Origin of the sequence: Oscillatoria nigro-viridis PCC 7112 (assembly GCF_000317475.1) — a bacterium.
Lineage (GTDB): Bacteria > Cyanobacteriota > Cyanobacteriia > Cyanobacteriales > Microcoleaceae > Microcoleus > Microcoleus nigroviridis.
Window position 1 is genome coordinate 3,186,827 of record NC_019729.1, and the last position, 23,227, is coordinate 3,210,053.

Sequence of the window (23,227 nt, forward strand, 5' to 3'; positions counted from 1 at the left end):
GATACACGGATTCATTATTGAGCGCGAGTCAGGAGTTATCGATCGCATAAATGTTACAACCCAGTTAAGCGACCATATTCTGAACTTATAGAAATAGTCGTGACGCTGGTGCTGGGTTCGGTGCTGTTAGTCTGGGAAATGCGGTTCGGGCGGGTGTTAGTTCGATCGTCCGTTACAGAAGAGGATTTGTTTAAGGGCAGAAATTCGCTCGCCCTGGCTTTCGCGATGCCATAGCCTGCGATCGTTTTAACTTGGATGCCGGATGTTTGACAAGCTGGGAGGGCTGCCAGATCAATTCATGACAATCAAGCATCCAGGATACAAGCCCCCGGATTCATCCGTCCAGAAATAAAAAATCTGTATCCGATCGAGGAACCCCCGACTCGATCCGTGGGGTCAATGCTTGAATTCTTTAATCTTTAATCTAAAATCTCAAATCGATTGACTCAATGCTATCAATTGCTAGTGGGCTCGCCCAAAAGACTAAGCGCCCTTTAGACAATTGAATTGAGATTTTGGGCGGCATCGTTCAATTGTTGAGTGCCTAATTTGGTTTGAGTAATACCACTAGCGGTTTCTTTTGCCGCTAGGTTGAGGCTGTTCATAGCATCGACTACTTGTTGAATGGCAACTGCTTGTTGTTGGGCAGTTAGAGAAATTTGTTGATTGTTCAATACCACATTGTTAACAGCATTTGCTACTGCCGAGAAAGCTGCTGCCGTTTCTTGACTAATTTTGGTTCCTTGTTCTACTGTTTTAGTACCTTCCTTTGTCACTGTTACGGTGGAATCGATCGCATTTTTGATATCATCGACAAGGCGGTTAATCTTCTCGGCAGATTCCTTACTTTGATCTGCTAGTTTGCGGATTTCTGTGGCTATGACAGTAAAACCTTTGGCGTTTTCGCCCGCCCGGACTGCTTCTACTGAGGCATTCAGTGCCAGCATATTTGTTTGATTGGCTAAATCTGTGACATCAGTAGAGATATTGCCAATCTGATGGGTTTGTTCGCTCAATCGCAGAATTTGTGCGGCCATTGCCCCGACATTTTCTTTCAAAATTCTCATCGATTCCAGGGTTTGCTCCACTGCTAGGGTTCCCTTTTCAGCTATCTTTAAAGCTTGCCGTGCAGATTCCGCACCAGCTTGGGCTTGCTGGGCTGATTGTTGGGAAGCCGCGCCCAACTCATCCATTGTGATTGTAGTTTGATTTACAGAGCTAGATTGCTGTGCGGCTGTGCGTTCCTGTTCTTCAACTGTGGCAGCAATCTCTGTGGAAGAACTGGCGATCGTATTTGCTACCTGATTGATTGGTCGGATAATTTTATAAAAAATAAATAATATAATAAATGAACCCCATACTACAGCAACAACCGTACCTCCTATAGAAACAGTCGTCGCTAATTGCTCCGACTGTTTTGCTTTTTTTGTTCTTTGAAGCAGTAGATTATCTTCTACCTTAAGCATTTCTGCCAGCTTATCCCTGATTTCATCCATAAATATCTTGCCTTTACCTGAAATCACCAATGCTCTTAGTTCTGGTTCTTTCCCAGCCCTTTTCAGGGATATAGTTTCCGCTAATTCATCTAGTTTTTGCTGACCAACTTTTTCAACTTCCTCTAATCTTTTAACTTGTTCAGGGTTATCTTTTATTAACTCTTTTGTCTCGTTGACTGTTTGATTAAAGGCGACTGTCCCCTTTTTGTAAGGATCTAAAAATTCCTCCTTACCAGTGAATATAAACCCGCGCTGTCCTGTTTCAGCATCCACTAAATTTTTTTCTATGGCTTGCAAATTGGTCTTGACTACATAAGTGTGGGTTTGCAACTCAATAGATTCGGCTAAATTATCCATACTCAATTTAGTTATAAATCCCATACCAATCATTAACACAAAAATGGAGCAGAAGCCCAACGGAACTACTTTACTAAGCCGAATAATATTTGGCGACATTTAACTGTTTACTCCTTGATGAGTTGTTGACTTTTGCGCGGGAAGTTGCAGCCTCAATAATTTCGGGATCTTTTTCACCAAAGTAGTTATTTAATTCCTAATACTCATTCACAATTAATGCCCCTTTTTTGGTGGAAAAAACTTCCAGCGCTTCTTTTTGCTTTCCTTGCTTTACTAACTCAACAATTGACTCAGACCGCTCGATAAAAATCTGGCAAAACTTAATATCGAGGAAGCTATGCAGGTCAGGTCACAGCCTTTAGGATTAAGGGTTATTTTACCTGCTGCGATTTTGGATAAATCCTGTTTATTCGATTGTAGCGATAAATTGAGGAACGAAACCCAAACATCGTCAAATTCTCTCCCCCACTCTTCCTCTCTCCCACTCTTGATTTGCCTCCAAGTCGATCGCATAAATGTTACAACCTAGTTAAGCGATCAAATTCTGAACTTATGGAAATAGTAGTGACGCTGGTGCTGGGTTCGGTGCTTTTTCTCTGGGGAATGCGGTTCGGGCGGGTGTTAGTTCGATCGGGAGTGACGGCTAATGATTTGTTTAAGGGGAGAAATTCGATCGCCCTGCTGTTTTTGGGTTTTTATATTGCCTTGCTGCTACTGGCTCTAAATCTGCCTCAAATGCCTGCTTTGCCGATCGAGTGGCGCTTTCACGGGATGCGAGTTACTTGGACTTTGCTCAGGGTGATGCTGATGGGAGTCTGCGGTATTGGCTTTAGTATAAGTTGGTTGACAGCGCGATCGCAAGTAATCGCAGTCATCTTAATTGGTTGCTTGGGATTGGCAGGATTTACAGGCGCTGAAAACTATTTTATGGCGCCAATTTATGCTGATTTAATAGATAATTTGCAGCCAAACGGTGTGTTTCGGCAAACATCTAACAGCAGTTGCGCCCCCGCCGCCCTAGCAACAGTGTTAAGGCGTTGGGGAATCGATGCGAGGGAATCGAGTGTAGCGCGTTTTGCCGGGACGAGTCGCTTGGGAACTTCGATGCCGCAGTTAATTATAGCAGCAAGAGCTTTGGGCGTAAATGCGATCGAACTAACGCCAACTTGGGAGCAAATTCAGCAAATTAATCGCCCCGGAGTGCTAGCAGTTTGGCTGTTTGACGGCCCTCGGAAGCTACCCCACGCGGTCGCTTTGCTGGGAATGAATGACAGTGTAGCTGCCATTGGAGACCCGGCACGAGGTCGGATTTTCTATTTAGATAGGGCAACTTTTGCCTACATTTGGCGCGAGCAATACGTGCCGATTTTCCGGTCTGCGGATATCTTGTTAAGCAACCAGCAAGCTATTGACTATTTGAGTAAATTAGGATATAATTCTGGTAATTTGCAAGCAGATATTGAGCGCTTTCAAAAAGACAAAAAATTAAAAATCAGCGGCAACTTAGACCGGATGACTGAGTTAATGTTGAGCGGCAGTTTTTTGGAAGGAACCCCTCGATTGGATGGGAAATAGTTATTAAAAATAATCAAGCGCCGACGCACTATTGACGACAGAAAATAGGAATCATGCGGTTTTTTTTCAAACAATCTTTGAGTCATATTATGTCCGGTCTATTACCCCTAATACCGTAGGGGCTCCCCTCACGAAAAATATCTGCCAACAATCTCCAATCTCCAAAACCCGCCCTTTTTATCGCTCGATCGCACATGATATCATTCGTTCATAGCGATCGCAAAGATTCGATCGCCCCAGCAGACGATCGGCGATCGCACCTTGGTAGTGTGGCTGCATGAAATTACCGCAAGCGCAGGCAGTTGCATCTAATTCCTCCTCTATTCTTACGGTCGATCGCACCTTTGCTGCGCCTCACCGTTTTTGACAGTTGGGAACAGTTGAATCGGTCATTTGAGGCTCAGAAAGTTTGACTTCCCATCCATTTGAATTCCACCAACTAACTCGCTGATTCGGCTGAACCCAAAAGTTTAGTTGCGCGATTTTGCCATCCTCAAATCTGAGTGTAGGAAAGTTAGGGTAACTGGTATCATCGGTTTCGCGATAAGTGCGTCCCAGGTAATTAATGCAGGTTGTTAATCCCTCAGCAATTCCCAATTCTTCCACTCCAGTTCCCTTCAATTTTGCATCATCGTAGGTGAAAGAACCGTTGAAGGAATTGCCGGCTAACCCGCCTTTGGTAACAGTGACGATGAAATCGTAGGTGACGGGAACTGCGCCGGCTTGGGTTGCAGTTACAACTGTGCTCAGAAGAGTCGTGGCGATGGCCACCGAGAGTTTTGAAATTGCTCGCACACTCGCATCCCGAAACAGAACAACACTATAAATTTCGCTTTCAGTCATCGGGAAACTCCTTGATTAAACTTCTCTAGTCAGTGTGCGTTTCGGATATGATATCATAAGCTATCAGTTAAATGCGATCGCAGCAGAGTGCCAAGCTAACAAAAATTACCGCCTCTGGTTAATCATGTATACTTTTTTTGCACTCAAAACCCCAACAGAAAACCCTCGTCTTTAATCGCCCAGAATTAACTGAGTAGATTTAACCACATTCATTCCCGCCGCCGCAAATCTTTGAAAAGCTGCATCTGCTTGTTCCGTAAAATCAACAACACCCGGAACAACCACAGGCGAAGTGCAATCTTCCAGCAAATAAACCTTTTTTGCCAAATTCGGGTCTCGCGCCAAAATTTCCGTTAACAAATCATCAATTGTCCAAGCAACGCAGTGACTTTTGGCTTGTCCGGCAATAATTACTGCATCAAAATCGAGCAATTTATCGATCAACTTAGCATTCTTTTCCGCAATCGGATTGCCGTCGAATCCCTCTAAAACTTCCGGCCGCAAAACCGAATAGTTTTCTGTTAGCGGATTCCCGCCTTTGATTTCAAAAAGTGCTTGGCTGTTGCGGGCTATAGTATGAAAAAATACTGCTTCTTCCACCGCAGAAACCAGGGCGTGTCCGATGCCGCCCAGCATCGAGTGATAGGGCCAAATTGTCAGGGGATATTTCCCATCGTCGCTGAGTTTTTTGACGTAGTGGCAAGCCTGTTTTTCCAGTGCTGAAAAATTGTCCCCGCTGATGCTGTGGGCGATGGCGGGATTGACTTTCCAAATGCCTTTTTGGACATCTTCCAGTGTAATAGAAGTTGCCGCTGGTATGGGGTGTTCGCCTGCTTCATCGATCCAAAAGATTGGATGAAAAATTTGCATGGCGGTGTGGGTATCCATTGTCGGCGCAATGGTTGTAATTGCCTTTAAATTGCGATAAATGAATTCGCACAGCCGCAGGTTGTCATCGACAGCACCGCTACCGGAACGCCCGCCCACAAATAGTTCAAATTCGGGCAGGCAAAAGGTATTTTGGGCATCGATTATCATCAAACAAATGCGGTTTTTGTCGCTAGCGGCGGGCTGGATGCTGTGCTGCTTTGCCCAATCTTTCGCTTGGGTGGCGCGTTCTCGGTAGGGGACTCGCCAGACTTCGCCTACTTTTTTGGGCTCGAAAAATTGGGGGATTGGAAGTTGGGCTTTTTGTGTCATGACGATCGCTTTTAGGGTAGTTTACAGTAATAATTTAAGTTGCGAGTATAATGCTGATAAATATTTGCGGGTGAATCATGGCAAAAGAACGAATCCAAGATTATGCTAGGGTAAAATTTAAACGCATCGTGTTGTTTTTTTCGATCGCACTTTTGCTCGCTCTCTTAATTGTAGCAACTAGATCTGCCTGCGTTCAAGATGTTTTGAGAACTGTGTTAATGCGGATCGAGGATTTAGGGTGGTGGGGGCCGGTGGCTTTTGTAGCTACTTACAACTTGGCTACTGTGCTGTTTGTACCGGGTTCGGTGCTGACGCTGGGAGGGGGGGCGATTTTTGGTTTGTGGTGGGGTTCAGTTTACGTATTTGCGGCGTCGATTTTAGGTGCTGTATTTGCTTTTGCGATCGGGCGCTATTTGTGCCGCGATCGCGTGGTAAAATATATGGAATCTCACCCCAAGTTTAAAGCTCTCGATCGCGCAGTTTCCCAACAAGGATTAAAAATAGTTTTTTTGACTCGTCTTTGTCCTTTATTTCCTTTCAATTTATTGAATTACGCTCTGGGAATTACTCAGGTTTCTTTGAAAGATTACGTGCTGGGTTCCTTTGGCATGATACCGGGTACAATTATGTACGTTTACTCGGGTTCTTTGGTGGGAGATATTGCTGCGATAGGCACGGAAACTCTGTATACAAATCCCCAAGATTCAGCAGTAAAATGGTTGATTAATATCATCAGTTTTATTGCTACTGTCGCTGTTACTATGTCTATCACTCGGATTGCTCGCAAAGCTTTGGATGAAAGTGTTTAATTAGCAGGATTTGCCAATGTCACAATCAAAAGTCGATCGCGTAACTGTCCCCCCGATGGACGAACACAACCAGAAATTAGTCTCCTATTTGCATCCGCCCGATTGGGTAAATCCGCAGCCGGCTAGTTCTTATAATTTAGTAGTAATTGGCGCGGGGCCCGCCGGATTAATTGTGGCGGCAGGTGCCGCAGGTTTGGGCGCGAAAGTTGCTTTGATTGAAAAACATTTGATGGGCGGCGACTGTTTGAATGTCGGTTGCGTGCCGTCAAAAGCCCTGATTCGATCCTCCCGAATTGTCGGAGATATCTGGAATGCCAGTAAATTTGGCGTTAACGTTTCTAACGGTGCAGAAGTGGATTTTGCCGCTGTGATGGAACGGCTGCGCCGCATCAGGGCGGGAATCAGCGATGTTGATTCTGTTCAACGCTACCAGCACAAATTAGGAGTCGATGTTTTCTTAGGTTCCGGTCGTTTTACTAGCAATTCTACCATAGAAGTTGCAGGTCAAATTCTCCGGTTTAAAAAAGCAGTAATTGCTACAGGTGCAAGGGCGCTACAACCGCAAATTCCCGGTTTACAAGAAGCTGGGTATCTGACAAATGAAACTGTCTTTAACCTTACAGAAAGACCTCAGCGTTTGGCCGTAATTGGCGCAGGGCCGATCGGCTGCGAATTGGCTCAAGCCTTTCGGCGGCTGGGTTCGGAAGTGGTATTGCTGCACAAAAATGCTCAGATTTTGGACAAAGAAGATGCGGATGCTGCTAAAATCGTGCAGCAGGCTTTTGTACGCGAAGGAATTCAACTAATACTAGAATCCCAAATAGAGCGCGTTGAGAAAACAAATGCAGGCAAGGTAATTTATTATAAATGTCAAGGTAAGGAAGCCTCGCTAACAGTAGATGAAATTATTGTGAGTACAGGGCGATCGCCTAACGTGGAAGGATTGAATCTGGAGGCTGTTGGCGTTGAATACAATACACAAACAGGCGTATTTGTCAACGACAATTTGCAAACTACTAATCCCCGCATTTATGCCGCCGGCGATATTTGCATGAAACATAAATTTACTCACGCTGCTGATTTTGCTGCGAGGATGGTAATTCAAAACACTCTATTTTTCGGGCGCAAAAAGCTCAGCGCTTTGACGATACCTTGGTGTACTTACACAGATCCAGAAATTGCGCGCGTCGGGTTGGGCGATCGCGAGGCTAAGGAAAAAGGCATTGATGTCGATACATTTTTAATTCCTTTCAGTCAAGTCGATCGGGCAATTATTGACGGCGAAGAGGAAGGATTTGTGAAAATTCACGTCAAGAAAGGCAGCGATAAAATATTAGGTGCAACTATTGTAGCGCGCCACGCTGGGGATACGATCGGCGAGATTACTTTGGCAATGGTTAACAATATTGGTTTGGGAAAGATTGCTAGCACAATTCACCCGTATCCGACGCAAGCTGAGGCAATTCGGAAAGCGGGAGATGCTTACAATCGCACTCGTTTGACGCCGTTTGTGAAAAATTTGTTTAATCGCTGGCTGGCTTGGACGCGGTAGTTTGAACTGTATTGAATCAACACCAGGTACAATTGAACCGTAGGGGCTGGTTCACCAACCATCTATGGCGAAAATGAATAATCTCCTAAACCCGCCCCCACCAGTCATCACCAGATAAAATTGGGATAAAACAATGAACCGTAGGGGCGGGTTCACCAACCATCTATGGAAAAAATTAATAATCTCCTAAACCCGCCCCCAGCGGATAGAAAATGCAAATTTACTATTAATTTATTGAATCAAATGTTGATGTAAAATTGGGCGTTGGAGGGCGGGTCGATCGGATTGTTTGATTTGTGTTAAAGATTTCGGTGAACCCGCCCCTACAGAGATTGCGGTTTTCAATATTCCCATTTACGTTTCTGTTTCTGTTTCAAATCCCACACCTTCATACAAAAGTTCGATCGGCAAATCAAACTCAATGCTTGATAAAGTGATAATCTCCCCAGCAGTGTAAGAATAGTACAGCCACATTCTCCCCTCTCCCCGACAGTAACGCTCAACAAAAATCTTTTGTGAATCAATCAAGATATACTCTTGCAAAGTAGGAATTTTTAGGTAACAAGTGAATTTTTCATCCCGATCTTTAGCACTTGTACTGGGAGAAAGAACTTCCACAATGATTTTAGGATTCTGAATGAAATTGCGGGAATCCAGGTCTTGAGGGTCGCAACTGACTATCACATCAGGGTAGTAGTAACGGCTTTGAAAACTGACTTGCAATTTCACATCTGACACGTTCATCCGACAGCCTCTGGAACGCAGATGCGGGCGTAATGCAGTGTAAAAGTTAAGTGCAAGATCGTTATGAGGAATTGTACTGCCTGTCATGGCAAAAACTTCGCCGTTGACATATTCGTGGCGAATCTCTTGTTGAGCTTCCCATTCGAGATATTCCTCAACCGTCATTTTTTGGGGTTTTTGGGGAATGGCTATCATAACAAAATTTTTGTAATGTTACTTTGATTGTAGCATTAGGCCTGGGACAATTGTCAGAAAAACCATAGGTCAAAAATCCCCTTCATCTACTTGGAATACCGTCAATCCCAAGCTTCTCCACATATCAACAACTTGCTGGCGATCGTCCAAGACAAACTTAACATTATATTTCCCTGCAATATGCCACCGATAGAACTCCTCTTTAATAATTGCATCCTTCCTCATATCTCCGGTTTTCCGCATATAAAGAGCGGCATAATTAACCTCATACTGCTGCAACCATTTTTCAGTTTGAGGCTGACAGTCATCTGTTCGGCCCGACACTACGATAATATTAGCGCTGGTTTGCCACTTGCGAACGGTATCTAAGACGGGCGGATTGGGCAAATCGCGATCGCACGTTGAAGCATCAAAAGGATTTCTGCCGTTGAGAAGTGCCAGCGTACCGTCCATATCAACAATAATTGCATCCGGCAAATCCGGGTTATATTCCGGCGGCCCAACGGGAACCCGCACGTACTTATTGTACATCTTCATAATCACATCTTTGCCCACCGAATTAAGCCTTTTCAAATCCCGTTTAATACATTCCTCAACCGGAACTTGCAAGAAAGAATCATTAACTTCGACAACAGCTTTACCTTTAACCAACTCCTTGATATGCTCGATGTGAGGCCCAAAATTAGTATCATCAACAATGACGTGCTTGCCGCTTTCCAAAGCCATCAAAATAATCGTATCTCTCAACTGTACAATAAACTTTTCATTTGCCGGCGACCAATGAGAAGCGTGAGCCATTTCTCTGAGCAAATCTTTATTGCTACGCACCCACTTTGCAGGTTCAGACAGCAGCAATTCCCTAGCAAATTGAGATTTTCCCGAAGCAGGTAAACCGACAAGTACAATAACTCTTTTCATGGTAATTGGTAATTGGGCATTGGGCATTGGGCATTGGGCATTGGGCATTGGGCATTGTTTAAATACTTACCTCTTCATTCCATCCGTTATATCCGTTACATCCCGTACATTGCTAGTTGCCGAACTTCCCTCTTCCTTAAACATCTGCCTCACGCTTGATAATTCATCCGTTTATCCTTGTCAAAATCCGTGTCATGCCTTCTTCTTCACAATCCTAGGTGGATGTAATCTAAACCCAATAGCTCCTCTATTTTATAGATATTAACATCACGGAGAGCTTCTTTCACTCCCGCAACTCTTCGGGCGCGCAAAGAAAACAAAATCCCGGAATACGGCAAATGTTTCACAGCTAATGCAAAATCTTTCTGAACTTCGATATGTTCGTGCTGTCGGTAAGCTGCCTCGATTTCTTCAACCAAAGATTGATATTTGTCCTTAACTTTTTGATACAACTCACTCCACTCAGGAAAATAAGCTAAAAACTCTTCTCCTTCATTAGTTAAAACAATTTCTATCAGGCGGCGGGTCGAAAACCCTTCGCGCAGATGGGAAATCGCGACATATTGCGGAGACTTTACTTTAACTCTGTTGAAGTTAGCATCGCAGATAATATACCCTTCCGAATCCATCGGGTCTAAATGTTGAGCCGCTTCGATAACTTCTTTCCAGCTAGTTAAAGGATAGGATGCGACCAATTCCCAGCCGTATTTATTAGCCGAAAGACTCGGGTCTGTTTCTAGCAGAGTTTGAGTGTTGCGAACCCCGTGCAGCACGATTTGATTTTTTTGTTGCTGGACAACTATTCTATTGTAAGGCGTCATCAACTCAAAGATAAAACATTTATCGGTTTCTTCCGGCAATTGATATCCCAATTCTTGCCAGACTTTCCAAAACAGTTCGGCAAAGCTGAACCCAAAACCGTTAACTTCGCCCGTGGCGTCGGGAGTGCCGCTAGATTGCACTCTCCATTCTTCCTTGTAAAAATACAGTACAGTCAGAGAACCGTCTAGTTTTTCATAAACTTTGGCATTTTTCCAATCAATTGCAGCGGCGTGAATTTCTCCGTAATTAAAAAATTTGTCGTAGGGATAAGAAACTATCTGCCAATCTTGAGATGAATCTAAAATAATGCCTCGGCACTGCTGGACTATTTTTTCGCCCAAGGGAGATTCTATCTGCGAGTATTTCAGACAGACTAGATCGGGTTCTTGGCGGTGGCGGGTAACTTTGATATGATAAGTTTCGGACAAGGTTTCCAATCCGTGCTGGCGTAAATAATCTTGCAGTTCCACGTTCTCTTCCTAAATTTGTCGCCTTTTCTATTTTATCGGGAACTGCCGATTTTAGTGAATGTGTAAAAAAAATTAAACTTGCTTTTTTTCTGACTGCCTATTGTGAGCTTTGTATTTTGGAGTATCGTTGTAAATAGGTGAAGGCGCTTCACCGAAAAACTGGACTGTTTCGGCAGCAAGGAAAAAAACAGTGAACAATAAATTATTACTTTTGGCGACTTCGGCGTGTGTATTGACTGCTTTAGTACCTGTATCGGGAGTTTTTGGTGCGTCGGAATTGTCGCAGCGACCGCCGGAAACCAAATCTGTTGCTGTAGCTGGTACGGCTGTTCCGGTAAGTCAAATTTTGCAAAAGTTAAAAGGCAAAACACAAGTACCAATTTTTATCCCCAGCCGGCTTCCTATTTCGCAGAAGCTTTACTATCAAAGCCAAGCAAAAACGGACAGCTATACTATTTCTATGGAGTATACAGCAGATTGCCGAGGTGCGGGAGCTTGCACTTTTGGGGAAATTCGAGGTCAGAAAGGCGGTGAGTTTTCTACTAAATTAGAAGGGGTAACTAAGACTTTAAAAAATGTTCAACTTGCGGGCGGAGTGCAAGGAGTTTTTCACAATGGTTGCGGGGCTTACTGCACAGCAAATATTGAGTGGAAAAGTCAGAATTTTATGTATACTGTAGCAATTAAGAATGGACGGGAATCTGATTTAATTTTAATAGCAAATTCTGCTATTTTAGCTCGGAAGCGTTAAGCTTTGTAGTCGGGTACGCAAAACTTCTATCGGTAGGGTGTGCACGGTGCACCTTACCGTTATTGTATGAGAGATTTGTATGGGAGATATTAACTCGCACTCGCCCCTTACAAGATGCTATATTTTTTTGCACTTACCTACTTCGGGGGAAATCAGGATGAGTGGAAGATGGCTATTTGCGGCGATTTTTGCTGGTGTGGTGACCGCTTTTACTATTCCCTACCCTACCCTACGGGAACCCCTACGGGGAACGGGAACCCCTGCGGGGAACGGGATAGCTTCGCTTCACGCACCTTTAAAACCAAACTCAGCGTTAGCAAGGACTGAACTCCCGATTACAGAAATCCGCTGGTTTAATTATTCCCCTGAAGATAGCTGGCAACCGATACAATTTATTGTGCCCGATCGCAACACTGCAAAATCTGCCGGCAGCCGCAAGTTGCGGTTGTACGATGTTCATATTGCCAAAATGTTTGAGATTTCTCATTTTCTGTGCGATCGCGATCGGGCTTCTGAGGGTTACAATTGGTCTTATCAAGCCGAAAATGGCAATATTGAGATGGGACGCTTCAAAATTAGCTGCAATCTCGCCCGTTCCACAGCCACAGCTTACGGGTTAGGGAAACCAGAAATTACAGTGATTCGCCGCAGCTTCAACCTGACCAACGGTCGCCCTTCTTTTGCGCTAGAAAAATACTCTATTCCCACTTTGAACATTGCTAAAAATAGAGTTGTGCAGTGGAGGAGTTTTGTGCAAAAGTTTCCCCCAATCCCCGATAATTCAGGTGCCAACCAAGCTAACAGTATTTTTCCTGCGAGTAACATCTTTCGGCAAATCAAAGGCAAAACGCGAGTGCCTGTTTTTCTTCCGAGTAGACTTCCTTTATCTGACATTCAGCAACTTGATTTTGACGTGCAAGCGGGGGCCCACGGTTACATTGTAGGAATGTATTTAGGCAAAGGATGCCGCGCGGTAGCCTGTTATTTCGGCACAATCGAAGCTAAAAGAAATGAACCGTTTTCGCCTCCTTCGCAATTGCCGCAGGATACTTACAGAAGCGTTGAATTGGCGGGCGGATTCAGGGGGATTTATTTCAATAATTGCGGTGCTTACTGCACTGCTTTTGTTGAGTGGCAAAGGCTGGGGGTGCTGTACCGAGTCACAAGGAAAAACGCACGGCAGCAAGAAGTTGTCCAGATAGCAAATTCTGCACTTCAAGCAGGGCAACGTTAAATTTGGGTGGGGAATGGAAAAGGTCGATCGACCTTTTTCGCATTAAATATCCCGTTGCTGTACACTTAAAAAGTACCTAAAAAACTAATGAGATGCCTGCGATTAGCGTTGAAGAAGCCAAGCAGAGTCTGCAAGCCATCTTGGAAAAGGTGGCCAAAGGAGAAGAAGTGACGATCGTACAGGAAGGCCAAGTAGTAGCTCGCGTAGTCCCGCCGCTATCCAAGGAGCAGCGGTTAGCTAGGCGTAAAGCATTCCGAAACTCCATTAATGTCAAGGGCGAGCCGATGAGTGCAACAGTCATTAGGCTAAGGGAGGAAGCACGGTATTGATTTATATAGATAGCTAGTAAAAGTATAGTCATCTATAGACATGAGAGGCTTCCAGTCCCTCTCCCTTCGCTTTTACTTTGAGCGGATTAACCCGCCTCGGCTGAACTACGCAGCTCCCTATCCCATCGCTGAAAGCATTTGGGATTGCTTTTCTGATGATGTTAAAAGATCCGTTAACATCAGAATTAATTAGTTGGTCAGTGGACGTTTTATACAAGCCACGTTTAATTCTTCTTCCAGTAAAGACAGGCTCTTTTTCTGTTTTTCCGTAAACAGGAATTGGGTCTAATCCCAGAAAATTTGCTCTGGATGTGTACGATTCCTCTTGGACGATCACCTTAATACCAGCTAAAAAAGCTTTGTATTCTAACATCTCAATTAATCGAGCATGAGGAATACTGACAAAATTTTGATTCGTCTGTTTACCTAAGTTAATCTCTGTTTTCCACTGTTCGTTTTTACCGACAACTAATGTCCCAATTTGCTGCGCCACCAAAAAATCGACAATTATGCGACTTGCCTGGTGCAAATAGTTGGCGATTTTTTGATTGCGACAGCGGGTTAGTCGTTGAATTCGTGGCGAGGTTTTACAATTCCCTTTTAATTGAGATTGTAATTGTGCTTTACGCTTGTTATAGAACTGGTCGATCGACTTTAATGGTCGCCCGTTAATCAGTAAAGGAACAAATCCTGGTTGATTTGAAGTTAACGCCACTAAATTATTCAGTCCCAAATCAATACCTGCTACAAAGCTACTCTCTTTGACGGTGGACTCCGGCTCGTCATAAATCACCTCAATTACGTAGGCATCACATTTTGGAATCAACCTCACTTGACAAATCCGATCGGGGCTAACTTTAGTTTTAATTGATAGGTTAGTACCGGAAAGTTTGATGACTCCGTTTCTCAATTGTTTGCTGCTAATCGCTTGAATCGTATAAACGAGAAGGTTTCGACCTTTTACCTTGTCTTTGTACTTTGGTAATTTTGGACGACCCGTAAATTTTGAAGGGTCGGCTTTGTAAGCTTTAATAGCTTCAAAGAACGACTTCCAGTTTCTGTCTAGCACCATCAATATTTGCTGACTTACTTTGGCAGGCAAATTCTTGTAGGCTTCATGAGACTTCATCAATCGGTTCATTTCATTGTAGTTGACGTACTTCCATCCATAAATAAAGCTCTGGCGAATGACGTAATTGGCGGCATTATACAGATTTTTGGACTTGAAAGCTAGTTCGTCAATTTGAGCAAAACGGTGTGACGTGGATTTAATGATGTGCCTTTCTGTTAACTGCATTCAGAGTCTCCGTCTTTCAACTCGGCAATTATTTTTTCTGTCTTCCTACTGGCGCGTCGCTGTCCGTAGAGTCGAGCAGCAAAGCTAGTAACTATAGCTACTAAGTCTTGCATTAATTCATCTTTTCCATTTTCTGCTAAATTGACTATTTCCAACTTAATTCCTAATCTTGATAGCAGAACATCTAAGTAGTTTGTACCAAATCGAGCCAAACGGTCTTTGTGTTCAACCAATAAAATGTCGTAGTCGTCTTGTCGTAGCAGTGATTCTAATTGTTTTCGGTGGTCGTTCAATCCGCTGCCAATTTCTTTGACATTTCTAACGATTTGATAGCCATTGGCAATTGCGTACTCAGTCAACCTCTCCGATTGGCGGTTGAGATTATCTTTGTTTTCCGAAGAAGATACTCGACTGTAAATAGCGACTCGATTTGTTGTTTTATTTGATGAAAATTGCGGTGAATAATCAACTATGATCAGTCCGCTTTCTGTCTGCCTTGCAGGATGTGGCAGTTTGTTTGCCTTCCACCAGCGCCAAGCGGTTGTGTAGCTTATGCCTATTGCTTTAGCGTAGTCAGGTAGTTTCATTTTCACCTCCTGACTACAAAATACCATCGCTGCTTACTACTGACTACAAATTTAATAAAGTTTTACAATACCAGCGTTCTTGTCCCCTTCTATTTACCAGAAGCTCTCAGCGATGCTGTTGATGAATTGCTGAGGATTGAAGACACACCCGCACTAAGTCAATTAGTTGAGGTGGAACTGTTTTCAGCAGTTGCCCGCAAATTGCGAATGAGGAAAATTTCTCCAGAAGAGGCAAGACAAATAGCGCTCGATTTTCAAACTGACTTGGATGAAAATTTTTATACTCGCATCCCCTTAGAGCCAATTCATTACAATTTAGCTCGCGATTGGATTAGCCGCTTTGAAGTACCGTTGCGTACCTTAGATGCACTGCATTTAGCAGTAGCAAGTTCTAATCAGTTGCTTTTGGTGACTGGCGATGAAGCTTTGGCTCGCAGTGCTCGGACTTTAGGAATTGAAGTTCAGTTATTGATTGCCGTAGCTGAGGGCTAAAAGGTCTATCGCCCTTTTGTCAATGAAACTGCACTTATGCCTCCACCAAAGGTGCATAGCAGGATTTCATATCCTCGCGGGAGATGATTTTAGTTGATGTTTCCGCAGGTTCTAATCCCTGGCGAGCGTTGAGCCAAGGTGTCTCTGATTGCGTCAATTCTGCAAGATGTTTAGCACTTAATTCTCCATAAGCATTCCAAACTTCTTCGAGAACCTCGATTTCATCTTCATCAAATTCTTCTTCAAAATTATCGGGAGCGGGAATATCGCTATATTTGTAAGCTTTGTACTGATCCCAAACATCGCGGACAATGGGGCCGGAAACCCAAGCTTCAATATCTCGATCGAATAGCGGCTGGCTTCTAAAGACTAAACTCCAAGCTTGTGCATAATACACGAGCTTTTGCAGTTTCAGCCCAGAAATGGTATCGCCTGCTTCTCGATCGACACGACATAAAAAGTAACGAGCTACGTCAAGAGCACTTTTCATAGTTTTAGGATTTGAGTAATTTGACAAATTCACTTTTGATGCTAAGCTATTTGGTGGCTTTAGAAGTACGATCGCAACTTCGATCGCCCTTTTCCCCTCGCAACTACATTTCTCTCCCCACATCCCCCAACCTTTGAGCTAATTCTTTCTCGCTGCAGCTAAGCTAACTCCTCATGCCAACCAGGTTCATCCGGCTCGACCCTAGGTAAATCGTACATCGCCGGCAGCCTTTGCTTCGGAATGTCGATCGGCTCGAGTGCAAGCGACGCCGAATGCTGGACGGGAAACATCATCAAGGCTGACTGCTACTGGCGGTCATACAATTTTAGATTTAAGATTTTAGGTTTTAGATTGGCAATGGCTTATTATGTAAAGGTTTGGAGCTGGCCTACCGTTGCATCCTTTTTTCAAACAGGCGGTCATGCGATTTTAGATTTTAGATTTTAGATTTTAGATGGGCAAGGGCTTATTATGTAAAGGTTTGGAGCTGGCCTACCGTTGCATCCTTTTTTCAAACAGGCGGTCAAAATCTGGTATTTCTATTTTATCGCCCGAATTATCCCAACCAGCAATTAAAGTCCCCACCTGCGGTACGCTAGATCAGGTGAATATATTGGCTGATTTCAAGCTATCCTCCGATCGATCTTATGTCCCCAACCACATCTGCCCCTTCCCGAACCGTTCGCATCGGTTCCCGCAAAAGCCAACTCGCTCTCGTGCAAACCCACTGGGTGCAAGAACAGCTACAGAAACACTTCCCGCAACACACTTTTGAAGTCCACACCATGTCCACCCAAGGGGACATAATTCTTGATGTCGCCCTCGCTAAAATTGGCGATAAAGGACTTTTCACCAAAGAATTAGAAACGGGAATGATTAACAATGAAACGGACTTTGCCGTTCATTCCCTCAAAGATTTGCCTACCAATTTGCCCGAAGGTTTAATTTTAGGATGCGTCACCGAACGGGAAAATCCCGCTGACGCCCTGGTAGTTCACTCCAAGCACAAAGACAAGCAACTCGACACCCTCCCAGAAGGTTCAGTAATCGGCACTTCTTCCCTGCGGCGGCTGGCTCAACTGCGGCACCATTTCCCTCATTTTGAATTTAAAGATATTCGTGGCAATCTCAATACTCGACTGGCTAAATTAGATGAGGGCGGTTACGACGCGATTATTTTAGCAGTTGCCGGCCTCGAAAGATTGGGAATGGGCGATCGCATCCACCAAATTATCCCTGCTGAAATCTCCCTTCACGCCGTCGGACAAGGTGCTTTGGGTATCGAATGCCGCGCCGGAGACACAGAAATCATGGAAGTGATTAAAGCTCTCGAACACTCGGAAACCGCCCAAAGATGTTATGCCGAACGCGCATTTCTGCGGGAATTAGAAGGCGGCTGTCAAGTGCCGATAGGTGTCAATACCAAAATAGAAAACGGTCAACTAACCTTAACTGGAATGGTATCGAGTCTCGACGGCAAGCGATTCGTCAAAGATAGTGTTTCCGGCGCCGCCGAGACTGCTGAAATGCTGGGAATTGACCTCGCTCACCGACTGCGCCAACAGGGTGCTAGTGCAATTTTAGAGGAAATATTTGTCGAAGTTCAACGTGGTTCATAAAACCGATCCGCATCTCTTTGTCAATGCTTTGAGACGCGATATATCGCCTTTTGTAAAATAAAAATAACAGGCGGTTTGCTTTGGCAAAACAGGTAGAGTAGCAGTCTGATTGTAGATTTTTGATGGAATTTTAGATAGGACTTGCGCGATAGATTTCAAAAATATCTGACTAATTTAGGACGCTCCGCACGGGTGTTAATCAACCCGGTTTCTGATGTAAGTCTCGCTTTATGGCCCAAGATTTATGGTAAAAACCGGTTTTTTTTCGTAAGTCCTAGAAATATTAACATACCCATCCAAAATCTACAATCGCACATCCAAAATTAATCAGCAATTTATTTCAGGTAAAGGCAAAATATGAGCGCTAGAGAAATTCAATTAAAGCTGGAATTGAAAAAGGTTCAGCAACTCTACAGCAAAATGCAGGCAGACCAACAAGCTTTGCAGAAGCAATTGAAAGAGTTCAAAACTCAAGCAGGAAATTTTTCGGATGTAGTCGAGCAAGTCTTGCCGTCCGTAGTTTCAATTTACGTCATGGATTGGGATACAGAAGAAGAGATTTCTTCAGGGAGCGGCTTCTTTGTATCGCCGGACATAATTGTCACTAACTATCACGTTGTAGAAGATATTGCCGATGAAGATTACTTCTATGAAGAAGATGAAGTCGAACAGGTTTTAGTGGAAACTCATGACGGAAAATTGAGATTGGCAGAGGTGGTGTTTACTGGTAATGCCGAAGAAGATTTAGCATTGCTCTTAATTAGCGATTTTACCTTCGACCAGAACACAGGGGAACAAGTGGAATTTCCCCAAGAATATCCTCCCCTAGAGTTGTCTTTTGATGTGAAAGTGGGAGATAGAGTAATTGCGGTGGGCAATCCTTTGGGGCAGTTTGCTTCAACTGTAACTCAAGGTATTGTGAGTGCTATTCGAGAACCTGACGAGTATGAAGAAGGCGACGAAGAAGATGATAGTGTTGCTGAGGTAAAGGTGTTACAAACGGATGCGGCGATTAATCCGGGAAATTCCGGCGGGCCGCTGATTAATATGGCCGGTCAAGTGGTTGGGGTGAATACGTGGGGATGGGAAGATGCTGATAATATTAATTTGGCGATCGCCTCTGAAGCTTTGGATGATTTTTTAGCGGGATTTGAAGAAACTTTTGAGGACGATTCTCAGAATTAGTCAAAAGAGTTAGGGAAGTTTTGTCAATGTGAGCGATCGTACTTTTTTTGAAACGCAGATGCACGTAGATTGACGCGGATGGGAGAAGGACGGTCGCATTTTTGAGTAAAGTGCGATCGCCCTTAATCCAAGTCTAAATGCAATTTAATAGCAGCATCTACCAACTGCATGATTTCCTCAGTTATACTTCCTACTACGTCACTGTTGATTCGCTGTTTAGAAATTGTCCGCACTTGCTGTGCTTGCACTTTTGAAGGTTTGGACAAACCACTCTCCTCTGGATTTAGCAATACCTCAAAAGGATAAATGCGAGTAACATTTGACGTAATCGGTAAAATCGTGACTGTATTTGCAGCACGGTTATTGGCATCATTGCTGACTATTAACATGGGACGGCGTTTATCCATCTCGGAACCCACCGCAGGGCTTAGGTTTGCATAGTAAATTTCACCACGTTTTATCTGTCAGTCCATCTGCAACTGTCGCGTCCCAATCCGGGTCATTTTCTAGAGATGCTTCTCGGTAGGCCAACTCTAGTTCCAAACGCCTTAATAACTTCAGTGCTACTTCTATTACTTGGGAGTCAGATTCGCAGCCCTTGGCAATTTTGTAGCTTTCAATAAACTGTGCTAGCGATCGCGGTAAGGAAATCGATATTTGTTCAGCTTGGGTCATCTTAGCAATTGGTAATTACAAAGATTATTTTTACATTATAGCACGGGCGATCGAGCCAAGTAAATTTTACTATTGACACAGCGATCGCCTGTTTTTGGGAAAGAGCGAGCGCCCTTTTTTACCACAGATTAACGCGGATGGAAGAAGAGCGAGCGCCCTTCCACACAAAGGATCGATCGCTCTTCGCAAAATAAAAGCGAGCGCCCATAATATCTGTAGGGGCGAAGCATTCCCCACGACTGGCTTGACAGCCGAGTTTGTGTCAAATAAAATAAATATATAGTTCTCTGATTATTAACTGATAAAATATATCTATTAGACGAACTAATAAAACTGACTCAAAGGCTAATTTATGGTAAACATAATTTCTGAACATATTACAATTAATCCCGGTTTTTGCGGTGGGAAACCTTGCATTACTGGACATCGAATTAAGGTACAAGATGTGGTAATTTGGCATGAGGAAATGGGAATGTCACCAGAGGAGATTATTTACCATTATCCTTCAATTACTCTAGCTGATGTTTATGCAGCTTTGACTTATTATCACGATCGTCGTGAAGAAATTAGGACACAAATTAGAGAAGATGAAACCTTTGTTCGCGGGTTACAAGCCCAAAATCCGTCTATCCTTCAGCAAAAATTAAAAAGCCTAAATGTCAAGAACTCTTAACTTTCATTTGGATGAAAATGTAAGTAATGCTATTGCGATCAGCCTGCGAAGGTATGAGATTAATGTGACGACTACAACGGAAGCAGGCTTATTGGGAAAGCCTGATGAACTTCATGTAGAATTTGCGATAGCCGAAGGGAGAGTAATTTTTACTCAAGATGCAGATTTTTTAAGGATAAATCAAACTGGATTACCTCATAATGGGATTATTTACTGCCAGAAAAATAGTCGCTCGATTGGAGAAATTTTGAGAAGTTTGGTATTGATTTGGGAGTATCTTGATTTGGACGATCTGACAGGGCGTGTGGAGTTTATTTAAAACTAGCGATCGCCCTTCTCATCCAGAAACGCGATCGCTCTTCCCCAAAAAAGCGATGAGTATGGGATATTTATTTATGCAGCCTCAGTCAAAGTCCTGACACGTAAAACTTCATTAGACATCAACGGTTCAATTTCCGACTCAGCTAAGGTAATTACAGCTATAGTTTCACCTAAAGCATTAAAAACTTCGAGACTGTAGCCATCCTCATCGGGGTGGGGATGATGCTCAACAATAGTGGCAATATCTCCTCGACAGAGTTTGTACTTGGGTACATCGGTTCGTAAAGCTACTCTTTTAAACAAGGGAAATTTCATTTTATACCTCCTTATTGGGATATAGGGTGATAAACTTGGTTTTTTGGGATGGAAACTCAGTCATCCAAACAGTCACTACTCGCAGGCTTATGCCGTTAGGGCCAGTTAACGTGTCGCGAATTTCATACTTATTACCATAGCGCGTTTGTTCGGTTGGTGTTGCATCCAGAGGCAAAATTTGTTCTCTTAAGTCTTTTTCTAGTTGTTGCCAGTTGTCTTGGGTATAGTTGGCTTGTGCAAGAAACAAAGATTTATCATCTTCTAATAAGAACTTGAGCAAATACTGAGTTATTTTTGCCTCAGCAATAATGGTATCATTAGGTAGTTTCATTTACTTAATTTTGTAAGATTAGTATGGTCAATTTAAAATTATATCTTATTTTTAGCAAGACCTGAATTGGTAATTACAAAGATTATTTTTAGATTATAGAACGAGCGATCGAGCCAAGTAAATTTTACTATTGACACAGCGATCGCCTGTTTTTTTGGTAAAGCCTGTAGGGGCGGGAACGCCTGTGATATTTGACACCGATCGACAAATTATGTAAACCCGCCCCACCCTACCGAGAAATCAATAATTAATTGAATTTAACGGTTGAGAGGGGATATTTGTGAGGGGTTACTGGTTGGGTGGGGGCGGGTTTATCAAGGTTATTGGTGGGTGGTATAATTTATCGGCGAACCCGCCCCTACAGATTTTATTCAATATTTTACCAGGAATCTTAGCCCACATTTTACTATCCATTTACTACACATTAAGGAACTTCGAGCGTGGTTGTTTGATCGTATTTAATACCAGTAATCCGATCTTTTTGGAAAGGACGACCCTGATTAATTTTCAGTTCGCCGTTAACCTTAATTTCAAACCATCCTCCTGATTCACCAGTATAGGTATTCTCGACTACCAGTCTGACCTGATGCCTACCACTACCAACATTAATAGGTTGCCAACCTGTATCGCCTCCTTTCCCACCATAAGCATAGAAACCTTCAAAGACTATTTTACCATCAATATAAATTCTGGCTACATCATCAACCTGTGAGATTCTGGCAGTTACAACTGTTCCACTATGATCGCAATCTGAACTTTTTCTGGCTTTATCCATCCAATCTTGAATATTTTTATTATCTTGTCGCCACTTATTAACTTGATCGGAGGCATACTTATCACCAAACAGGGTAGTACATTCTAAGCTACTTATCTCTGGAAGTAAGTTAAGTGCCAGTGAAATAACTATACCCAGGAGCGATTTTGATATCACAAATCCTGCGAAGAGTCCTTTCAATTCACCTATTAATGATTTTATTATTGGCTCTAAATTTTTTTTAACCCACAATCCTTGTTCACATTGTGCCCTCAAGGATTCACAATTATCTTTATCCAACTTTGCAAGGATAAAAAAATCAGAATATATAGGGCTTTTACTTGCAAATTTATGAATTTTGCTTGGATTATATTCAAACTCTCTACTAATTATAAGTTGCTTAGGTTGTTCGCTTTGCCCTATAACTTCGAGAGAAACTTGCTTAATGATCCTCTTACCAGATTCATCTGTGTAAGTAATTGTCCAAATACGACCATCTATACCTTGAATTTTTACAGGTGGTGCATTATTACTTGAGCTAAAAATTACCTCTTTACCGTCAGATGTAAATTTAGCATACATTTGAGTTGATAAGTTGTTACATACATTACTTTCATTAACAGGAAGATCAAGGGTAACAGATTCTATATGAGATTTGTTTCCATCAGATTTAAAATCATATTTTCGTGAACATCCATTTTGATCTACTGTGAAAGTAGCATTTCCCGCTCCATCATTTTGAAAAGTTATATTCCGAGGAACTGGCACGTTAGGAGTTGTACCCGAATCAGAATCGCCAAAATCAGGACGCAATGGCTGATTCGGCCCCGGATCTTGAGGAAACGGCGGCGCTTGCGGATTACTCCCAGACGGAGCACTCGGTGCATCATCAAATTCCCCCGGCTCTCGCTGCACCAACCAATCCGAAATATTCCTTTCCACAGCAGGCGGAGTCGCCGCCACCACCCGATCGGACGAATTAACTAAATTCACCGTGCAAATAGTAGAATTAAAACTAAAAACCGTACAAAGTGCAGCCGATAAAGCCCGGTTGACAAACGTACCAGGAGCAAGTAAAGCACCCATTAAAACGGCAAAAAAGCTGACAATACCCAGAGCAAAAAGACGAATACGACGCATGATTTACCTCAATTCAATGATTAAATAATGTTCCAATTAACCCTGTAGGGGCG

27 protein-coding genes are annotated in these 23,227 nt (G+C 43.2%); 12 read left to right on the forward strand and 15 right to left on the reverse strand.

Going from position 1 to position 23,227, the window contains the following annotated elements; genetic code table 11:
- Positions 1-99: 99 nt before the first annotated feature.
- Complete coding sequence (locus OSC7112_RS41755) at positions 100-234, forward strand: hypothetical protein (protein ID WP_263053608.1); 135 nt, start codon at positions 100-102, stop codon at positions 232-234.
- A 260-nt stretch (positions 235-494) separates the two neighbouring features.
- Here the strand turns inward: OSC7112_RS41755 and OSC7112_RS13545 are convergent, their stop codons facing one another.
- Positions 495-1,853 carry a CHASE3 domain-containing protein gene (locus OSC7112_RS13545; RefSeq protein ID WP_223300830.1) on the reverse strand — a complete coding sequence of 453 codons (1,359 nt, stop codon included), beginning with the start codon at positions 1,851-1,853 and terminating at the stop codon, positions 495-497.
- A 552-nt stretch (positions 1,854-2,405) separates the two neighbouring features.
- Here OSC7112_RS13545 and OSC7112_RS13550 point away from each other — a divergent pair.
- Positions 2,406-3,428 carry a cysteine peptidase family C39 domain-containing protein gene (locus OSC7112_RS13550; RefSeq protein WP_015176425.1) on the forward strand — a complete coding sequence of 341 codons (1,023 nt, stop codon included), beginning with the start codon at positions 2,406-2,408 and terminating at the stop codon, positions 3,426-3,428.
- Positions 3,429-3,605: 177 nt separating this feature from the next.
- On the opposite strand, the gene OSC7112_RS39730 is transcribed toward OSC7112_RS13550, so the two are convergent.
- The 3 genes from OSC7112_RS39730 to OSC7112_RS13560 all read right to left on the reverse strand — a co-directional run bounded on the left by OSC7112_RS39730 (position 3,606) and on the right by OSC7112_RS13560 (position 5,471).
- Positions 3,606-3,770: a hypothetical protein gene (locus tag OSC7112_RS39730; protein ID WP_190274396.1), complete on the reverse strand. Its 165-nt coding sequence runs from the start codon at positions 3,768-3,770 to the stop codon at positions 3,606-3,608.
- Positions 3,771-3,782: 12 nt separating this feature from the next.
- Positions 3,783-4,271, reverse strand: coding sequence for a hypothetical protein (locus OSC7112_RS13555; protein WP_015176426.1), 489 nt, complete (start codon positions 4,269-4,271; stop codon positions 3,783-3,785).
- Positions 4,272-4,442: 171 nt separating this feature from the next.
- Positions 4,443-5,471: a cysteine hydrolase family protein gene (locus tag OSC7112_RS13560; RefSeq protein ID WP_015176427.1), complete on the reverse strand. Its 1,029-nt coding sequence runs from the start codon at positions 5,469-5,471 to the stop codon at positions 4,443-4,445.
- A 77-nt stretch (positions 5,472-5,548) separates the two neighbouring features.
- Between OSC7112_RS13560 and OSC7112_RS13565 the strand changes: the two genes are divergently transcribed.
- On the forward strand, positions 5,549-6,280 hold the full coding sequence (locus OSC7112_RS13565) for a TVP38/TMEM64 family protein (protein ID WP_015176428.1): 732 nt from the start codon (positions 5,549-5,551) through the stop codon (positions 6,278-6,280).
- A 16-nt stretch (positions 6,281-6,296) separates the two neighbouring features.
- Complete coding sequence (locus OSC7112_RS13570; RefSeq protein WP_015176429.1) at positions 6,297-7,832, forward strand: mercuric reductase; 1,536 nt, start codon at positions 6,297-6,299, stop codon at positions 7,830-7,832.
- 354 nt (positions 7,833-8,186) lie between these two features.
- On the opposite strand, the gene OSC7112_RS13575 is transcribed toward OSC7112_RS13570, so the two are convergent.
- From OSC7112_RS13575 to OSC7112_RS13585, 3 genes are all read right to left on the reverse strand, one after another.
- Positions 8,187-8,771: a Uma2 family endonuclease gene (locus OSC7112_RS13575; protein ID WP_015176430.1), complete on the reverse strand. Its 585-nt coding sequence runs from the start codon at positions 8,769-8,771 to the stop codon at positions 8,187-8,189.
- A 69-nt stretch (positions 8,772-8,840) separates the two neighbouring features.
- Positions 8,841-9,689, reverse strand: coding sequence for a phosphatase domain-containing protein (locus OSC7112_RS13580; RefSeq protein WP_041622521.1), 849 nt, complete (start codon positions 9,687-9,689; stop codon positions 8,841-8,843).
- 206 nt (positions 9,690-9,895) lie between these two features.
- Positions 9,896-10,981, reverse strand: coding sequence for a T4 RnlA family RNA ligase (locus tag OSC7112_RS13585; RefSeq protein WP_015176432.1), 1,086 nt, complete (start codon positions 10,979-10,981; stop codon positions 9,896-9,898).
- A 190-nt stretch (positions 10,982-11,171) separates the two neighbouring features.
- Between OSC7112_RS13585 and OSC7112_RS13590 the strand changes: the two genes are divergently transcribed.
- The 3 genes from OSC7112_RS13590 to OSC7112_RS13600 all read left to right on the forward strand — a co-directional run bounded on the left by OSC7112_RS13590 (position 11,172) and on the right by OSC7112_RS13600 (position 13,295).
- The gene (locus tag OSC7112_RS13590) at positions 11,172-11,732 is read left to right on the forward strand and encodes a hypothetical protein (protein WP_015176433.1); all 561 of its coding nucleotides are present in this window, start codon (positions 11,172-11,174) and stop codon (positions 11,730-11,732) included.
- A gap of 157 nt (positions 11,733-11,889) precedes the next feature.
- Positions 11,890-12,966, forward strand: a complete 1,077-nt coding sequence (locus OSC7112_RS13595; protein ID WP_015176434.1) for a hypothetical protein — start codon at positions 11,890-11,892, stop codon at positions 12,964-12,966.
- 92 nt (positions 12,967-13,058) lie between these two features.
- Positions 13,059-13,295 (forward strand): type II toxin-antitoxin system Phd/YefM family antitoxin, encoded by a 237-nt coding sequence (locus tag OSC7112_RS13600; RefSeq protein ID WP_015176435.1) that lies wholly within the window; start codon positions 13,059-13,061, stop codon positions 13,293-13,295.
- 28 nt (positions 13,296-13,323) lie between these two features.
- Here OSC7112_RS13600 and OSC7112_RS13605 read toward each other — a convergent pair whose 3' ends face one another.
- Both OSC7112_RS13605 and OSC7112_RS13610 read right to left on the reverse strand, forming a co-directional pair.
- On the reverse strand, positions 13,324-14,592 hold the full coding sequence (locus OSC7112_RS13605; RefSeq protein WP_015176436.1) for an RNA-guided endonuclease InsQ/TnpB family protein: 1,269 nt from the start codon (positions 14,590-14,592) through the stop codon (positions 13,324-13,326).
- Positions 14,583-15,179: an IS607 family transposase gene (locus OSC7112_RS13610; protein WP_015176437.1), complete on the reverse strand. Its 597-nt coding sequence runs from the start codon at positions 15,177-15,179 to the stop codon at positions 14,583-14,585. Before OSC7112_RS13610 ends, OSC7112_RS13605 begins: the two co-directional genes overlap by 10 nt.
- A gap of 54 nt (positions 15,180-15,233) precedes the next feature.
- Here OSC7112_RS13610 and OSC7112_RS13615 point away from each other — a divergent pair, with 54 nt between their 5' ends.
- Complete coding sequence (locus OSC7112_RS13615; protein WP_071883983.1) at positions 15,234-15,671, forward strand: type II toxin-antitoxin system VapC family toxin; 438 nt, start codon at positions 15,234-15,236, stop codon at positions 15,669-15,671.
- Between the two features lie 34 nt (positions 15,672-15,705).
- On the opposite strand, the gene OSC7112_RS13620 is transcribed toward OSC7112_RS13615, so the two are convergent.
- The gene (locus OSC7112_RS13620) at positions 15,706-16,161 is read right to left on the reverse strand and encodes a Panacea domain-containing protein (RefSeq protein WP_015176439.1); all 456 of its coding nucleotides are present in this window, start codon (positions 16,159-16,161) and stop codon (positions 15,706-15,708) included.
- 647 nt (positions 16,162-16,808) lie between these two features.
- Between OSC7112_RS13620 and hemC the strand changes: the two genes are divergently transcribed.
- A complete protein-coding gene (gene hemC, locus OSC7112_RS13630; RefSeq protein ID WP_015176440.1) occupies positions 16,809-17,780 on the forward strand; it encodes a hydroxymethylbilane synthase in 972 nt (323 codons plus the stop codon).
- A 357-nt stretch (positions 17,781-18,137) separates the two neighbouring features.
- Positions 18,138-18,965, forward strand: a complete 828-nt coding sequence (locus OSC7112_RS13635; RefSeq protein ID WP_015176441.1) for a S1C family serine protease — start codon at positions 18,138-18,140, stop codon at positions 18,963-18,965.
- 122 nt (positions 18,966-19,087) lie between these two features.
- On the opposite strand, the gene OSC7112_RS13640 is transcribed toward OSC7112_RS13635, so the two are convergent.
- Positions 19,088-19,372, reverse strand: coding sequence for a type II toxin-antitoxin system PemK/MazF family toxin (locus tag OSC7112_RS13640; protein WP_263053609.1), 285 nt, complete (start codon positions 19,370-19,372; stop codon positions 19,088-19,090).
- Between the two features lie 40 nt (positions 19,373-19,412).
- Positions 19,413-19,640 carry a hypothetical protein gene (locus tag OSC7112_RS13645; protein ID WP_015176443.1) on the reverse strand — a complete coding sequence of 76 codons (228 nt, stop codon included), beginning with the start codon at positions 19,638-19,640 and terminating at the stop codon, positions 19,413-19,415.
- 352 nt (positions 19,641-19,992) lie between these two features.
- Here OSC7112_RS13645 and OSC7112_RS13650 point away from each other — a divergent pair, with 352 nt between their 5' ends.
- On the forward strand, positions 19,993-20,313 hold the full coding sequence (locus OSC7112_RS13650) for a DUF433 domain-containing protein (protein WP_015176444.1): 321 nt from the start codon (positions 19,993-19,995) through the stop codon (positions 20,311-20,313).
- The gene (locus OSC7112_RS13655; RefSeq protein WP_015176445.1) at positions 20,297-20,632 is read left to right on the forward strand and encodes a DUF5615 family PIN-like protein; all 336 of its coding nucleotides are present in this window, start codon (positions 20,297-20,299) and stop codon (positions 20,630-20,632) included. Before OSC7112_RS13650 ends, OSC7112_RS13655 begins: the two co-directional genes overlap by 17 nt.
- A 74-nt stretch (positions 20,633-20,706) precedes the next feature.
- Here the strand turns inward: OSC7112_RS13655 and OSC7112_RS13660 are convergent, their stop codons facing one another.
- The 3 genes from OSC7112_RS13660 to OSC7112_RS13670 form a co-directional block, all read right to left on the reverse strand.
- The gene (locus tag OSC7112_RS13660; RefSeq protein WP_015176446.1) at positions 20,707-20,949 is read right to left on the reverse strand and encodes a DUF4926 domain-containing protein; all 243 of its coding nucleotides are present in this window, start codon (positions 20,947-20,949) and stop codon (positions 20,707-20,709) included.
- Between the two features lies 1 nt (position 20,950).
- Positions 20,951-21,280, reverse strand: a complete 330-nt coding sequence (locus OSC7112_RS13665) for a DUF6883 domain-containing protein (protein WP_015176447.1) — start codon at positions 21,278-21,280, stop codon at positions 20,951-20,953.
- Positions 21,281-21,704: 424 nt separating this feature from the next.
- Positions 21,705-23,174 (reverse strand): hypothetical protein, encoded by a 1,470-nt coding sequence (locus OSC7112_RS13670; protein ID WP_015176448.1) that lies wholly within the window; start codon positions 23,172-23,174, stop codon positions 21,705-21,707.
- Between the last annotated feature and the right edge of the window lie 53 nt (positions 23,175-23,227).

Coding starts and splice junctions, on each gene's coding strand:
- OSC7112_RS13545 (WP_223300830.1), bottom strand. CDS start 1,853: ATGGATAATTTAGCCGAATCTATTGAGTTGCAAACCCACACTTATGTA.
- OSC7112_RS13550 (WP_015176425.1), top strand. CDS start 2,406: ATGGAAATAGTAGTGACGCTGGTGCTGGGTTCGGTGCTTTTTCTCTGG.
- OSC7112_RS13555 (WP_015176426.1), bottom strand. CDS start 4,271: ATGACTGAAAGCGAAATTTATAGTGTTGTTCTGTTTCGGGATGCGAGT.
- OSC7112_RS13560 (WP_015176427.1), bottom strand. CDS start 5,471: ATGACACAAAAAGCCCAACTTCCAATCCCCCAATTTTTCGAGCCCAAA.
- OSC7112_RS13565 (WP_015176428.1), top strand. CDS start 5,549: ATGGCAAAAGAACGAATCCAAGATTATGCTAGGGTAAAATTTAAACGC.
- OSC7112_RS13570 (WP_015176429.1), top strand. CDS start 6,297: ATGTCACAATCAAAAGTCGATCGCGTAACTGTCCCCCCGATGGACGAA.
- OSC7112_RS13575 (WP_015176430.1), bottom strand. CDS start 8,771: ATGATAGCCATTCCCCAAAAACCCCAAAAAATGACGGTTGAGGAATAT.
- OSC7112_RS13580 (WP_041622521.1), bottom strand. CDS start 9,689: ATGAAAAGAGTTATTGTACTTGTCGGTTTACCTGCTTCGGGAAAATCT.
- OSC7112_RS13595 (WP_015176434.1), top strand. CDS start 11,890: ATGAGTGGAAGATGGCTATTTGCGGCGATTTTTGCTGGTGTGGTGACC.
- OSC7112_RS13600 (WP_015176435.1), top strand. CDS start 13,059: ATGCCTGCGATTAGCGTTGAAGAAGCCAAGCAGAGTCTGCAAGCCATC.
- OSC7112_RS13605 (WP_015176436.1), bottom strand. CDS start 14,592: ATGCAGTTAACAGAAAGGCACATCATTAAATCCACGTCACACCGTTTT.
- OSC7112_RS13610 (WP_015176437.1), bottom strand. CDS start 15,179: ATGAAACTACCTGACTACGCTAAAGCAATAGGCATAAGCTACACAACC.
- OSC7112_RS13620 (WP_015176439.1), bottom strand. CDS start 16,161: ATGAAAAGTGCTCTTGACGTAGCTCGTTACTTTTTATGTCGTGTCGAT.
- hemC (WP_015176440.1), top strand. CDS start 16,809: ATGTCCCCAACCACATCTGCCCCTTCCCGAACCGTTCGCATCGGTTCC.
- OSC7112_RS13635 (WP_015176441.1), top strand. CDS start 18,138: ATGAGCGCTAGAGAAATTCAATTAAAGCTGGAATTGAAAAAGGTTCAG.
- OSC7112_RS13640 (WP_263053609.1), bottom strand. CDS start 19,372: ATGGATAAACGCCGTCCCATGTTAATAGTCAGCAATGATGCCAATAAC.
- OSC7112_RS13645 (WP_015176443.1), bottom strand. CDS start 19,640: ATGACCCAAGCTGAACAAATATCGATTTCCTTACCGCGATCGCTAGCA.
- OSC7112_RS13650 (WP_015176444.1), top strand. CDS start 19,993: ATGGTAAACATAATTTCTGAACATATTACAATTAATCCCGGTTTTTGC.
- OSC7112_RS13655 (WP_015176445.1), top strand. CDS start 20,297: ATGTCAAGAACTCTTAACTTTCATTTGGATGAAAATGTAAGTAATGCT.
- OSC7112_RS13660 (WP_015176446.1), bottom strand. CDS start 20,949: ATGAAATTTCCCTTGTTTAAAAGAGTAGCTTTACGAACCGATGTACCC.
- OSC7112_RS13665 (WP_015176447.1), bottom strand. CDS start 21,280: ATGAAACTACCTAATGATACCATTATTGCTGAGGCAAAAATAACTCAG.
- OSC7112_RS13670 (WP_015176448.1), bottom strand. CDS start 23,174: ATGCGTCGTATTCGTCTTTTTGCTCTGGGTATTGTCAGCTTTTTTGCC.